Annotated in this window: 12 protein-coding genes; 7 read left to right on the top strand and 5 right to left on the bottom strand. The window is 65.1% G+C overall.

Translation table 11 applies throughout. The features are described from left to right. Positions 1 to 3 precede the first annotated feature (3 nt). From QOJ24_RS16230 to QOJ24_RS16245, 4 genes are all read right to left on the bottom strand, one after another. Complete coding sequence (locus tag QOJ24_RS16230; RefSeq protein WP_526262955.1) at positions 4 to 1209, bottom strand: cytochrome P450; 1206 nt, start codon at positions 1207 to 1209, stop codon at positions 4 to 6. A 113-nt stretch (positions 1210 to 1322) separates the two neighbouring features. Further along, a complete protein-coding gene (gene mig, locus QOJ24_RS16235; RefSeq protein ID WP_526262957.1) occupies positions 1323 to 2981 on the bottom strand; it encodes a medium-chain acyl-CoA ligase Mig in 1659 nt (552 codons plus the stop codon). A gap of 77 nt (positions 2982 to 3058) precedes the next feature. Beyond that, positions 3059 to 3673 (bottom strand): cysteine hydrolase family protein, encoded by a 615-nt coding sequence (locus QOJ24_RS16240; RefSeq protein WP_526262959.1) that lies wholly within the window; start codon positions 3671 to 3673, stop codon positions 3059 to 3061. Further along, the gene (locus QOJ24_RS16245) at positions 3670 to 4692 is read right to left on the bottom strand and encodes an aromatic ring-hydroxylating oxygenase subunit alpha (RefSeq protein ID WP_526262961.1); all 1023 of its coding nucleotides are present in this window, start codon (positions 4690 to 4692) and stop codon (positions 3670 to 3672) included. The genes QOJ24_RS16240 and QOJ24_RS16245 overlap by 4 nt, the downstream gene beginning before the upstream one ends. A 91-nt stretch (positions 4693 to 4783) precedes the next feature. Here QOJ24_RS16245 and QOJ24_RS16250 point away from each other — a divergent pair, with 91 nt between their 5' ends. From QOJ24_RS16250 to QOJ24_RS16270, 5 genes are read left to right on the top strand one after another with little or no spacing between them, the layout of a single operon-like run. Then, entirely contained in the window at positions 4784 to 6403 is a 1620-nt protein-coding gene (locus QOJ24_RS16250; RefSeq protein ID WP_526262963.1) for a flavin-containing monooxygenase, read from the top strand. Continuing rightward, entirely contained in the window at positions 6403 to 7509 is a 1107-nt protein-coding gene (locus tag QOJ24_RS16255) for an alpha/beta hydrolase (protein ID WP_526262965.1), read from the top strand. Before QOJ24_RS16250 ends, QOJ24_RS16255 begins: the two co-directional genes overlap by 1 nt. Continuing rightward, complete coding sequence (locus QOJ24_RS16260; RefSeq protein WP_526263073.1) at positions 7509 to 8558, top strand: phosphotransferase; 1050 nt, start codon at positions 7509 to 7511, stop codon at positions 8556 to 8558. The genes QOJ24_RS16255 and QOJ24_RS16260 overlap by 1 nt, the downstream gene beginning before the upstream one ends. After that, entirely contained in the window at positions 8555 to 8929 is a 375-nt protein-coding gene (locus QOJ24_RS16265) for a nuclear transport factor 2 family protein (RefSeq protein WP_526262967.1), read from the top strand. Before QOJ24_RS16260 ends, QOJ24_RS16265 begins: the two co-directional genes overlap by 4 nt. Further along, positions 8926 to 9972, top strand: a complete 1047-nt coding sequence (locus QOJ24_RS16270; RefSeq protein WP_526262969.1) for a TIGR03857 family LLM class F420-dependent oxidoreductase — start codon at positions 8926 to 8928, stop codon at positions 9970 to 9972. The genes QOJ24_RS16265 and QOJ24_RS16270 overlap by 4 nt, the downstream gene beginning before the upstream one ends. Here the strand turns inward: QOJ24_RS16270 and QOJ24_RS16275 are convergent. Continuing rightward, a complete protein-coding gene (locus QOJ24_RS16275) occupies positions 9962 to 11458 on the bottom strand; it encodes an acyl-CoA carboxylase subunit beta (protein WP_526262971.1) in 1497 nt (498 codons plus the stop codon). The genes QOJ24_RS16270 and QOJ24_RS16275 overlap by 11 nt on opposite strands. A gap of 86 nt (positions 11459 to 11544) precedes the next feature. Here QOJ24_RS16275 and QOJ24_RS16280 point away from each other — a divergent pair, with 86 nt between their 5' ends. Then, the gene (locus QOJ24_RS16280) at positions 11545 to 12576 is read left to right on the top strand and encodes an LLM class F420-dependent oxidoreductase (protein ID WP_526262973.1); all 1032 of its coding nucleotides are present in this window, start codon (positions 11545 to 11547) and stop codon (positions 12574 to 12576) included. A gap of 11 nt (positions 12577 to 12587) precedes the next feature. After that, positions 12588 to 13808, top strand: coding sequence for a cytochrome P450 (locus QOJ24_RS16285; RefSeq protein WP_526263075.1), 1221 nt, complete (start codon positions 12588 to 12590; stop codon positions 13806 to 13808). Positions 13809 to 13852 lie beyond the last annotated feature (44 nt).

The raw sequence follows: 13852 nt of genomic DNA on the forward strand, positions 1-13852 counted from the left end.
TGATCATGGGGTAAACGTAACCGGAAGCGCTGTGGGTGACCGGAACGGCTGCCCGTAGATGTGCGGGTTCTCGCCGGTGACGAGCTCGATGTCGGTCAGCCGGTCGAGCAGACACTCGAGGGCTACCCTGGTCTCCATCCTGGCCAGGTGCAGCCCAAGGCAGGTGTGCTCGCCCGCCGCAAAAGATATGTGCGGCAGTCGCTTCCGGAAGATGTCGAATTCTTCGGAGCGCTCCCACCGTTTTCCATCGCGGTTCGCCGACCCGATGCAGACGTCGATCACCGCGCCCTTCGGCAGTGTGACGCCTTCGATCTCGGTCTCCTCCGCGGCGTATCGCTGCACCGTGGTCAGCGGTGTCTCGAATCGCAGACCTTCCTCGATCGCAGGGCCGATGAGCTCGCGATCGGCCTGCACCGCGCGGAACTGCTCGGGGTGCGTCAGCAGGTGAAACAGCAGGTTCCCCGATGACCGGTAAGTCGTCTCCAGCCCTGCGGGCAGCAGGAGTCGCAGGAACGAGTAGATGGCTTCGTCGCTGAGCCTCTCACCGTCGATCTCTGCGGATACCAGGTCGCCGATGATGTCCTCGGTCGGGTGCGACCGGCGCTTCTCGATGTGGGTGAGGAAGTAATCCTTGAGCGCGGCCGACGCCTCGAAGGCCCGCTTGTACTTGACGTGGTAGCTGATGAGGTCGACCGCGTGCCTGCGAAACGACGCCAGGTCCTCTTCCGGTAGGCCGAGCAATTTCGAGATCACCCTGGTGGGGAACTCCAGCGTGAAGTCGCGGACCAGGTCGGCTTGGCCCGCGTCGACGAACTCGTCGATCAACGCGTTCACCACCGGCCGGACCACCTCGGGCTCCCAGCGCAGCAGCGAGCGCGACTTGAACGCCGACGACACGAGATTGCGGTGCTCCCAGTGCGTCTTACCCTCCATCGCCAGGATGGTCGGACCCATGAACAGGCCGATGGTGGAGTCGTAAATGTGCGAATTGAAGGCCTTGCCGTCGCGGAAGATGCGATTCACCGCATCGAATGACACTGCGGCATAGAGGTTCTCGGGCCGAAACTCGGCGGGCGTCTTCGTCCAGTCCATGACGCTGCCACAGAACACGCCGCTGGTCTGCGTCCGCCTGCGCTCGAAGAGGGGATAGGGATCAGAAAGGAGACCGGCCGCTTCGTCGGCCGTGACGTCCAGCACTGCGGTGTCCACGTCTGATCTCCAGCATCCTCGAACGGACAGACATCCTGCTATGGGTACTGTAAATATTACAGTATAGGACAATCGAGGGGCGCGTCTCGGGCCATCTCACCCCTGGAGCGGACTTATGCGCCCTCGCTGAGCGCCTGTTCGCGCGCCCACCGGTAGTCGGCCTTGCCCGCCGGGCTTCGTTCGATGACGGGCCGGAACACAACAGCCTTCGGCAGCTTGTAGCGGGCGATGACGCCCCCTGCGTGCTCGATGAGCTCCTGCGCGTCGGGGCTGGCGCCGTCGATGAGGGCGACGATCGCGACGACCTCCTGACCCCACCGCTCGCTCGGCCGCCCGGACACCACGACGTCGGCCACCGCGGGGTGCGACAGCAGGGCGCTCTCGACCTCCTCGGCGAAGATTTTCTCCCCGCCGGAGTTGATTGTCACCGAGTCGCGGCCGAGCAGTTCGATTCCGCCTTCGGCGAGATGACGCGCGCGGTCGCCGGGTATCGAGTAACGCACACCGTCGATGACCGGGAACGTCTTGGCCGTCTTGGCGGCATCGCCCTTGTAGCCGAGCGGAACGTAGCCCCGCTGCGCGAGCCAGCCCATGCCGTCGTGGCCGGGTGCCAGTATGGAGTCGAGTTCTTCTGCCGCGACGCCGGTATCGGGTCCCGCGTTGAACGTGCCGGTCGACACCGCGCCCGGCATGGACATGTGGCTCATCTGGATGCCGGTCTCCGACGATCCCACGCCGTCCATCACGATCAGGCCTGGCTTGATGTCGATGAGGCGCTGCTTGGCGGTCGGGGTGAGCAGAGCCCCGCCGTTGGCGACGATCGCGAGCGACGACACGTCGGCGGTACCACGCTCGATGGCGTCGGCGATCGGGCGTGCCATCGCGTCGCCGACAACCTGAACCGTCATGATCTTTTCCCGCTCGATCGTGCGGACGACTTCGTCGGCGTCGAATTTGCCTTGCGTGGTTGGGAACACAACCGTCTGGCCGGTGGTCAGCGCGGTCATGACGGCCCATTGCGCGGCACCGTGCATGAGTGGCGGCAGGGTGAAGATCTTGGTGCCCGGATTCTCGGCCACCCGCTTGGCGATTTCGTCGTAGGAGGCGGTGACCTCGCCGGTGTACATGTTCCTGCCACCGAACGACGTCATGAAGATGTCGTGCTGGCGCCACAGCACGCCCTTGGGCATTCCGGTGGTGCCACCGGTGTAGAGCACGTAGAGGTCGTCGGGCGACGGCTCGACCGGCGGCGGCTGCGTCGGGCCCGGGGCGACAATCGATTCGTAGTCGACGGCTCCGTGCACGAGGTCGTGGCCGGAGTCGTCGGCGATCTGGATCAACACCCGCAGCTTCGGCAGGTGGGGGAGCACCTCGCCGACGCGGGGTGCGAACGTCGCGTGGTAGAGCAACGCGGTGGCACCCGAGTCCGCGAGCAGGTACTCCAACTCGTTCTTCACATAGCGGTAGTTGACGTTGAACGGGGCCACCCTCGCCCGCCATGCGCCGAGCATCCCCTCGACATACTCGGGGCCGTTGTAGGCGTAGAGGCCCAGCAGGTCCTGGCCGACTTCATGGCCCGCCAGTTCCGAGCGCTCGGTTTTGCAGCCGAGCCCGCGGGCGTGCAGGTAGGCCGCCAAGCGGTTCGACCGCTCGACGATCTGGGCGTAGGTGTATCGACGGTCGCCCTGGATGATGTACTCCCGATCGCCGATCGCGCCTGCTACGGCGGTGGCGATGGCGGGGACGGTGAACTGTGGAGAGGGGGCGGTCATCGAATCCTCGGGGTTGTTGCGGCACCAGCCTGATCATCAGGCGGTTCACTTCGGATAGTACGGTGCGGCGGCTTCGGTCACTCCCACGCCGCCAGCAGATCTGCGGTGGTTGTTACCGTCGCCAACAGCGAGATGGTGTTGTCGACGATTGCGTCGGCGTAGTCGGTGGGGATGCCCGCGACCGCGTCACGCGGGACGACGACGCGGTAGGCGGCGTTCACTGCGTCCATGACGAGGTTGGTGATCGCGATGTTGACCGAGACGCCGACGGCGACGATCGTCGTCACACCGAGGTTGCGCAGGACCGCGTCGAGATCGGTGCCCCCCATCGGCCCCACACCATGCCATCGATACAGCACGACATCGGTTGGTGCAGGACCGAACTCGGGAAGAAGCGTCGCCCCCTCACTGCCGGGGCCGATGTCGACCTGCTTTCGCCCCATCATGAAGATCGGTGCGTTGTGGTTCGCGCCGAGCCCGTCGGGGTGCCGCTGCACGAGACAGTGCACGATGCGCACACCGGCGCCGCGCGCCGCGGGCAGTAGTCGTTCGATGTTGGGCAGCGCCAGCTTGCGCGCCTCCTTGGCAAGCGCTGCAAGCCCGGCGTTGGGCCCGACGACCGCGCCCTGAAGCTCCTGCGTCACGATCGCGGTATGTCCGGGCGCCGCGATCTCGGCGAGGTCGGCGCTCATATCGATGCGGAAACGTCGCCGGGTGGGGTGGCGGGAACTTCGTAGAACTGTGTGGCCCATTTGCGCATGGCCAGATAGGGTTTCGCATCCACTTTGGACAGCGCGGGGTGCTCGACGTACTCCTGGTGCCGCCAGATGTTCAGGTCGTCCCACACGGTTCCGAGGAACTGGCGCTCAACCTTTTCGCGCACCGAGTCCGGCGGCACATCGGAGGCGTCACCGGGAAGCCGCGGCCACCAGATCGAATAGAACATGTCCGAGTACCCGTCCTCGACGGGGGTGCAGGCGAAGATCAGCCGGTGGTTGGACGACCCCTCGAACGCGCTGATTGCAAAGCCGAGCCCGGAGAAGTGGCTGTGGATGTAAAGCGCCATCTTCTTCGGGTCGTCGCCGCGGGCGTCGGGCCAGCCGGTGAGGAAGCGCCATTCCTCACCTGCGACCTCCCAATTCAGGCACACCGGCGTCACCGTTGCGCCGTGCACATAGTGGAAGTGTGCGCTGTCGGGCCCGTTCTCCGCGACGATCTGCGGATGTACCGGTTCACGTTCTGTGCGACTCGAAAACTCCGGGTACGGACGGTAATACGCATCCGGAGCAGTCGGGAACTGCGGGAACTTACCGAAGAGGTCCGGCATTTCCCATTGCGGATCCTTGCCGTCGGGTTGGTGCCAGACGAACACGCAGCCGTACTGTTCGCGCACGGGGTACACGCGCAGCCGGAGCGCCTTGTTCGGCCGGTCCGGCTGGTAGGGGATGTAGCGGTTGGTGCCGTCCGGACCCCATCGCCAGCCGTGAAACGGGCATTCGACGCAATCGCCGACCACCTTGCCGCCGTGGCCGATGTGAGCGCCGAGGTGGCGACAGTGTCCCGACAGCACATGCAGTTCACCGGCCTCGTCGCGATAGGCGACCAGGTCGTCGCCGAAGTACCGCAGCGGTCGCGTCTCGCCTGCCGCGTATTCGGCCGACCAGCCCACCATGAACCAGCCGGTGACTTTCCAGGTGAAGGGGACTTTCACACAGGCCTCCCTGGACGCCAGCCTAATCAACGGAAGAGATTACAGTATAGTTTTCGGCAGCTCGGGTCCAGCGGCAGCGCAAGGAGGCGCGGTGGTTGTTCAAGGTCGCTTCGACGCGATCGTCATCGGCGCCGGATTCTCCGGCCTGTACGCCCTGCATCGGCTGCGGGAGCTCGGGCTGCGCGTCGTCGTCATCGAGCGGGCCGACGAGGTCGGCGGGACGTGGTTGTTCAACCGGTATCCCGGTGCGCGGTGCGACATCGAAAGCATCGAGTACTCCTACAGCTTCTCCGACGAGATCCAGCAGGAGTGGGTGTGGACCGAGACGATGCCGGCCCAACCCGAAATCGAGGCCTACCTCAAGTTCGTCGCCGACCGGCTGGATCTGCGCCGCAACATCCTGTTCAACACTGACGTCATCTCGATGATGTTCGACGAACACGCGACGGTGTGGACGGCGAAAACCCAAGCGGGGGAGCAGTTCACAGCGCCGTTCGTCGTCGCCGCCGCGGGTATTCTGTCCGCACCCCTTGAGCCCGACATCCCCGGGATGGACACATTCGCGGGCACCTCGCTGTTCACCAGTCGGTGGCCACGGCACGACGTCGACCTCGCCGGAAAGCGTGTCGGTGTCATCGGCACCGGCTCGACAGGTGTGCAGCTGATCCCCGTGGTGGCCAAGCAGGTCGAGCACCTCACCGTGTTCCAACGATCGCCCGCGTACACGCTGCCGTGGAAGGTCCGCGCCTTCGAGCCGGGCGAGTTGGACGAGATGAAGGCCGGCTACGGCGAAATACGAGCCGCGCAGCGCGAGCATCCGATCGGGGCGGCGCGGCTGTCGGCGTTCTCGGTGATGTTCGAGATGATGGCCAACCCGCCGCTGAAAACGGCATCGCTAGACGACCAGATGCGAGCCGTCGAACAGAACGGGGTCATGGGCGCGCTCAGTTGGGGCGACGTGTTCTTCGACATCGAGTCCAGTCAGATGGCGGCCAGGCTTTACGGAGACGCGGTGGGCCGGATTGTCGACGACGCCGACACCGCGGCATCGCTGACGCCGACACATCCGTTCGGATGCAAACGCCCGATCATCGATCAGGGGTACTACGAGACGTTCAACCGTGACAACGTCACGCTCGTCGACCTCCGCAAGGGTTCCATCCGCGCGGTCACGCCATCGGGCATCGACACCGGCCAGGGCTCCTACGACCTCGATGTGATCATCTACGCCACCGGCTTCGACGCAATGACCGGGGCGCTCAGCCGTATCGACATCCGTGGCCGTGACGGCCTGTCGCTCAGGGACTTCTGGTCTGACGAAGGCCCGCTGTGTTACCTCGGGCTGGCGGTCGCGGGCTTCCCGAACCTGTTCATCGTCCAGGCACCGGGAAGTCCGGCGCCTGCGAGCAACTTCGTCGCAGCGCTGGAGCAGCATGTCGAGTGGATTGGCGACTGCATCAGCTATCTGCGGACCAACGACTACCAGACAATCGAGGCGCTGCCCGAGGCGCAGCAGGATTGGATCGAGCACATCACGTCACTCGTCGCGCCGACGGTGCTCGTGCATCCATCCTGCAACTCCTGGTACAACGGCGGAAACGTGCCGGGCAAGCAACGGATGTACATGGGATACACCGGCGGGATCCCGGAGTATCGCCGACGGTGCGACGAGGTCGCCGAGGCCGGCTACACAGGCTTCAAGCTCGCGTGATGAAAGCATCGGAACGCGCGTACCGCATCGGTCGAGATTTCGCCGGTGTGCTGCCGCGTGCGCATACCGCGTTGAGGAACTCCGGGGATTGGGACCCGTTGTCGCCGAGCGGCGCCCGGCAGTTCGGCGAAGTCGTCCTCGACGAACTGGCGCTGTCCGGTATGACACTGACGGCGCCGCCGCCGAAGCTCGAACGCACACTGCAATCCTGTGAAGCCGCGGCAGCAGAACTCTCGGCGCTCGGTGTCGAGCGCGCCCATCACGACCCGGAACCTCTTGCGATGAGATCGATGCGCCGCCATCGACTCGGGCGGCTGAGCTACGAGAAGCTGACGTTCGAGCACGAGCCCGTGCTGCCGCAGTCATTGGCCGCGGCCGGTCTCGGCGGCCCTTGCACCGCGGTCGCACACCTGTGCCGAACCGGCGACGACCGCAGACCCTGGCTGGTGTGGGTGCACGGCGCAGGTCAGGGCCAGCCGATAGACCTGATGTTCTCCCGGGCCCGGCGCATCCGGGACCGACTCGGCTTCAACATCGCGCTTCCCATCCAGCCTGGCCACGGTTCGCGGCGCACCACGTGGCCGCCGTATCCGAACATGGACCCGCTGACCAATGTGGCCGGCATGATCCGTGTCGTCTCGGAGGTCCGCGCCCTGGTGCGATGGCTGCGGCCACAGTCCACCGTGATGGCGGTTTCCGGTGTGTCCATGGGAAGCCCGGTGGCAGCGCTTGTTTCGCACTTCGAGGACGTCGACGGTGTCGCGGTGTACACGCCGATCCTCGGGCTGAACGCGATGATTTCTCAGCACCTCGGTCGGTGGGGACCGTCGGTGACCGAAACCATCGATCTTCTGGGCTCGGACACGGTGGCGGCCATCGCGTCCGCGGTCGATCACACCGCCGTGGAACCGACGGCGCCGCCGCAGGCACGCCTGATCGTCGGTGCGTGGCACGACCGGATGGCGATGCGCGAGCCCGCCCAACAGCTCCACGATCGGTGGGGAGGAGAGCTGTTCTGGCACAGGGGAAGCCATGTGGGTCATCTCTTCGCCGGGGGCGTACAGGATGCCTCGGAGAGATTCCTCGGTGCATTGGCGGGAGGATGATGACGGCTGCCAAGGCCGCCGTACCGGCAGATGTCGATGGTCTCACCGCCCAGTGGCTGACCGCCGAACTTGGCGCGCTGGTCACGGAAGTAAAAGCCGAACGGATCGCACAGGACAGCGGGTTCTCGTCGTTGCTGTACCGGCTTCATCTGACCGGCGACGGCGTACCGCCGACATTGATCGCCAAGCTGCCTGCGCAATCCGAGGCGCGCGGTGCGATGGAGATGCTCGGTGGCTACCGACGCGAGTTGGCGTTCTACCAACTGGTCGCGGGGCGCTCGCCGATGCAGACACCGCGCGTCTACGCCGCGCGGATCGTCGACGGCACGGCCCGCTTCGTTCTGCTGATGGAAGATCTCGCACATTGGGACAACGCCGATCACCTCGCAGGCCTTTCGATGGATCGGGTACGCACGTGTATCGACGCGCTGGCGGGTCTCCACGCGTGGTCGATAAGCAATGCCGATGTGCTGGAAGCATTCCCGAGCATCGACACCCCGATCGCGCGCGACCTGCTTGTACCCGCGTTCGGGCCGGGGTGGCAGGTATATCGGGAGAGGTCGTCGGCACGTCTCCCGGCGACGGTCGACGCATTCGCCGAGCAGTTCGCCGAACGTGCGGTCGAGGCGTTGCCTGCGCTGACCGAGCGGTCGATGCTCCTGCACGGAGACATCAGGGCAGACAACCTGTTCTTCGACGGTGACGCCATCAAGGTGGTGGACTTCCAATTCGCATCGCGCGGTGTAGGTGCCGCCGATGTCGCCTACCTGATCAGCCAGGGACTCCCGACAGTGGTGCGTCGTGGCCATGATGAGGCACTGGTCCGGGAGTACCTGGAACGGTTGGCCGAGCGCGGCGTCAGCGAATATCCCTTCGAGGAGGCGTGGCGGCACTACCGGTTCGCCGTCGCCTACTTGATGTTGCTACCGGTGATCACCCTCAACGGCTGGGATGCACTGCCGGCACGGTCACGCGCGCTCTGCTTGACCCTGACCGATCGGGCGGTGGCTACCATCGACGAAATCGGCGCTCTGGATGTGTTTTCGTGAGCCGGTCCGCTCGTGAAGTCGTGGAGTTGTACAACCTGGTCGTTTGGAACGAGCGCGATTTTGCCCTCGCCGAGGAGTTGATGGGCGACACCGTGATCCGTCATGAGGTCGGGGAGGCGACGACGTTGACGCACTCCCAGGCGGTACAGCGCATCGTCGATCACTGGGCCATGTTTGAAACTATCCGGTTCGACCTGAATCTCGTGGTGGCAGGCGATGACGGCGAGCACGTCGCGATCGTGTACCAGTCCCCGATGGAGCTGAAGGAAGGCACTAAGACCGAGGTGGGCAGCATGGAGATATTCCGCGTCATCGACGGCAGGATCACCGAAGTCTGGAATTGCGGCTACAAGCAAGGGATCTGGCAATGAGTCAACGCGTTCTCGACGAACTCGGCTACTACCTGCTGGCCGGTGCCGGCGGGGAGGGGCCGTCGACGCTCACGGCGGAAGCTCGGCGTGGTGAGGCGATGGGCTTCGGTACCGCGTTCATCTCCGAGCGATGGAACGTGAAGGAGGCCTCATCGCTGGTCGGAGCGGCGTGCGCGGTGACCGACCGCATGCAGATTGCCACGGCGGCAACGAATCACAACACCCGCCACCCGCTCATCACCGCATCATGGGCGACCACCATGCATCGCCTCTCCGGTGGGCGGTTCACGCTCGGTCTCGGCCGCGGGGTCGCGGCGATGTATGCCGCGTTCGGTATCCCGCCGGTGACCACCGCCCAAATGGAGGACTTCGCTCAGGTCATGCGTCGACTCTGGAACGGCGAAGTCATCTTCAACCATGACGGGCCGATCGGTAAGTATCAGGTGCTGTTCCTGGACCCGGACTTCACAGAGGACATCAGGCTGGCGGTCGTCGCCTTCGGTCCGCAAACCCTCGCCCTCGGTGGTCGGGCGTTCGACGATGTCATTCTGCACACCTACTTCACGCCGGAAACCCTGCAACGGTGCGTGAAGACCGTGAAGGACGCCGCAGAGAAGGCCGGCCGCGACCCCGACAGCGTCCGGGTGTGGTCGTGCTTCGCGACCGTTGGCGACCACCTTCCCGAGGAGTTGCGGTTGAAGAAGACGGTCGCCCGGTTGGCCACTTACCTGCAGGGCTACGGCGATCTGTTGGTCACCACGAACAACTGGGACCCTGCTGTGCTGCAGCGGTTCCGCGAGGACGCCGTCGTCACCTCGATACCTGGCGGCATCGACCACAAGGCCACCGCCGAGCAGATCGCACACATCGCCACACTGATCCCGGACGAGTGGCTCGAGCCGTCGGCCACCGGATCAGCGGCCCAGTGCGTCGACCGCATCCGCAAGGAGTTCGACTACGGCGCCGATGCGCTGATCATGCATGGTGCGACGCCCGACGAACTCGAGCCCGTCGTGTCGGCTTACCGGTCGTCTACGGCGTGATGACGGTGCGGCTCACCGGTTCCGCGGCCGCCTGCCTGCTGTAAACGCCTCGCTGCAGTGCGGACAACAGCGCGTCGCGGGTCTCCTCCGGATGGATGAGGTCGTCGAACCCGAGGGTGCCCGCCGATCGGAAGGATGCCTCCACCTCCGCCTTGCGGAGTTTGGCCTCGACGTCCTCGGCGGCGTTCGACGCGCGGCTGAGCGCAGCCGCGCTCATCGCTCCCATCGTGGCGCCGGGATAGGCGAACGTCGCGCTCTGGCTGTCGAATCCCAACAGCGACATCACCATTGAGCCGAACCCGTAGGCCTTGCGCAGCGTGACATGCAGCTTGATCGTCGTCGCGGCAGTCTGTGCCGCGAACATCCGCGCGCCGCTGCGCAGCACGCCGCTCTTCTCCGACCGGCTGCCCGGCAGCATGCCGGGGTTGTCGGCGAGGAACACGATCGGCAGGTGGAACGAGTCGGCGACGGTGATGAAATGCGCTGCCTTGTCGGCGGCGTCGGCGTCGATCGAACCGGCAAGAACCTTCGGCTGGTTCGCGACGACAGCGACGGGGTGACCGCCGAGGTGAGCGAGCGCGCAGATGATGGCGGGACCGAACTTCGGCTGCACCTCGAACCAGTCCTGCCGGTCGAAGACGATGTCGAGCACCGCCTTCATGTCGTACACCCGACGGTTGGTGCGGGGCACGATGTCGAGCAGCTCCGGCGTTGTCCTCGGCTCGGTCGTCTCGTCGGCGGGCAGCGAAGGCGGATACGACCATGCGCTGGCCGGGAAGTACGACAGATAGCGACGAATATCATCGAGTACCGCCTCGTCGTCTTCGGCGAGGTTGTGGATCACCCCGCTGGCCAGCGCGACGCTGGGTCCGCCCAGGTCCTCCTTCGAGATCTCCTCGCCCGTGGACTCTTTGACGACCGGCGGACCCGCGGTGAAGATCGCGCCCTGGCGGCTCATGATGGTGAAATCGCAGACCGGTGCGACCAGAGCCCCGTGTCCGGCCGACGGGCCGAGCAATCCAGCCACGGTCGGAACCTTGCCGGAGCACTTCGCCTGTGCGAGCAGGTCGGTCGGGGTGCGACCGTAATGTTCACCACTGGGCCGGAATCCGGCACCCTCAAGCAGCATCACGAGGGGGACCTTGTCGCGCAACGCCAGCTCGGCCAACCGGTAGCGCTTCGCGTTGCCGCCGGGACCAATGCTGCCCGCCAGCGTGGTGAAGTCCTCCGCGCCGACCATCACCGGTGATCCGTCGATCATTCCGGAGCCTGCCACGATGCCGTCGGCTGCGACCTCTCCACCGACGAGGGTGCCGAACTCTCGGAACGTGCCCTTGTCGAGAAGGTGATCCAGCCGCGCGCGAGCGTCCAGCTTGCCCTTGCCCCGATGTTTGGCCAACCGTTCGTCGCCGCCCATCGACCGCGAGCGTTGACGCCGAAGACCGAGATCCTCGAGCGTTTCCTCCCAGCCCTGCCCGTTCGTCATGCGCAATTCCCGTCGTGAGAAGGCGATCGTCGCACCGGCGTGCTCACGTTGACCATACTGAATTGCTTACTGTAGCGTCCACGTGTATGCGTGACCACGGCGGTCTCAAGGTCGACGGGGCCGTCTCCAGCCAACTCGCGAACGTCGCCGACGCGGCGAAACGCCTGGAAAACCGGGGCTACGACTGCTGCTGGACCGCAGAGATCAACCACGACCCATTCCTGCCGCTGGTGCTGGCCGCCGAACACACCGCGACCATTGAGTTGGGCACCAGCATCGCGGTGGCATTCGCGCGCAATCCGATGACGGTCGCCAACGTCGGCTGGGATCTGCAGGCGTACTCCGATGGCCGTTTCATCCTCGGTCTCGGCTCGCAGATCAAGCCGCACATCGAGAACCGGTTCAGCATGCCGTGGAGCCGGCCGGTCCAACGGATGCGGGAGTTCGTTCTGGCGATGCGCGAAATCTGGTCGTGCTGGCAGTCGGGGTCGAGGCTTGCATTCGAAGGCGACTTCTACACCCACAAGCTGATGACGCCGATGTTCACACCAGAACCGCTCGCGCACGACTTCCCGAAGGTGTTCGTGGCCGCGGTCGGTGAGGCTATGACCGAGATGTGCGGGGAGGTCGCCGACGGCGTTCTCGCACACGCGTTCACGACGAAACGGTACTTCGAAGAGGTGACGACGCCTGCCCTGCTCCGTGGCATGGAGCGGTCCGGCCGCAAGCGCAGTGAATTCCAACTGTCCTGCCCGCTGTTCGTGGTGACGGGAAACGACGAAGCCGAATTGGCGACAAACGCAATCGGCACGCGCAAGCAGATCGCCTTCTACGCCTCCACGCCCGCCTACCGCAAGGTCCTCGAACTGCACGGCTGGGGCGACCTGCAAACCGACCTGCACCGGATGTCGAAGGAGGGGCACTGGGACGCGATGGGTTCGCTCATCGACGACGAGATCCTCAACGAATTCGCGGTGGTGGCGCCGTTGAGCGAGGTCGCCCGTGCGGTTCGTGACCGTTGCGACGGCGTCATCGACCGGGTCATGGTGGGCTTTCCAGCCTCGGTCGACGATGCCACCGTCACCGCCGTACTGGATGAGATGAGGAGTGGCGATTGAGTACGCCGATCATGGACGACGCAGCCAGGGTGTTCGCCACGCCGAAGGCGTACGCCGATGAGCCGAAACTGCATGCCGCGCTGACGCATCTGCGGGCCAACGCGCCGGTGTCATGGGTCGAAGTGCCTACCTACGAACCCTTTTGGGCGATCACCAAGCACGCCGACATCATGGACGTCGAACGGGCTAACGACGTGTTCACCAACTACCCTCGGCCGGTCCTCGTCACCGCCGAAAACGACGCGCGACAGGCCGCGGTGGGCGTCCGCACCCTGATCCACATGGACGACCCCCAGCATCGCGGCGTGCGGGCGATCGGCGCCGACTGGTTCCGTCCGAAGGCCATGCGGGCGTTGAGAAACCGTGCGGACGAACTTGCCAAGGTCTACGTGGACAAGATGGCGACGATCGGACCGGAATGCGACTTCGCCCAGCAGGTCGCCGTGAACTACCCGCTGTACATGATCATGTCGCTTCTTGGCGTGCCCGAGTCGGACTTCGGACTGATGCTCAAGCTCACCCAGGAGCTGTTCGGCAGCGACGACGACGAATTCAAGCGCGGCGCCGACGGGGCAGACCAGATGTCGGCGCTGCTGGAGATGTTCGAGTACTTCACCGCGTTGATTGCGTCGCGTCGGGAAAACCCAACGGAGGACCTGGCTTCCGCTATTGCCAATGCCACAATCGATGGCGAGCCGCTGTCCGATATCGACACCATCTCCTACTACGCGATCATCGCTGCGGCGGGCCACGACACCACCAGCGCGACCATCTCGGGCGGCATGCTCGCGCTCGTCGAGAATCCCGATCAGCATCGACGGCTGTCCGCCGATCTGGACCTGATGCCGCTTGCGACCGAGGAGATGATCCGCTGGGTCACCCCCGTCAAGGCGTTCATGCGGACCGCCACCCGGGACTCCATTGTTCGCGGTGTGCCGATCTGCGCAGGCGAATCGGTTCTGCTGTCCTATGTCTCCGGAAACCGCGACGAGGACGTCTTCGAGGACCCGTTCCGCTTCGACGTCACCCGAGATCCCAACAAGCACATCGCCTTCGGCTACGGTGTGCACTTCTGTCTCGGCGCGGCGCTGGCCCGCATGGAGGTGAACAGCTTCTTCTCCGAACTTCTACCGCGCCTCGAGTCCGTGGAACTTGCAGGCGACCCGCAGCATGTCGCGACCACGTTCGTCGGTGGCCTCAAGCACCTGCCGATCCGTTATTCGCTGCGCTGAAGCGCTGACGACCGCCCCGGAGATCTATCCGAGGCGGCCGTCTC

This window comes from Mycobacterium sp., from assembly GCF_032159775.1.
Lineage (GTDB): Bacteria > Actinomycetota > Actinomycetes > Mycobacteriales > Mycobacteriaceae > Mycobacterium.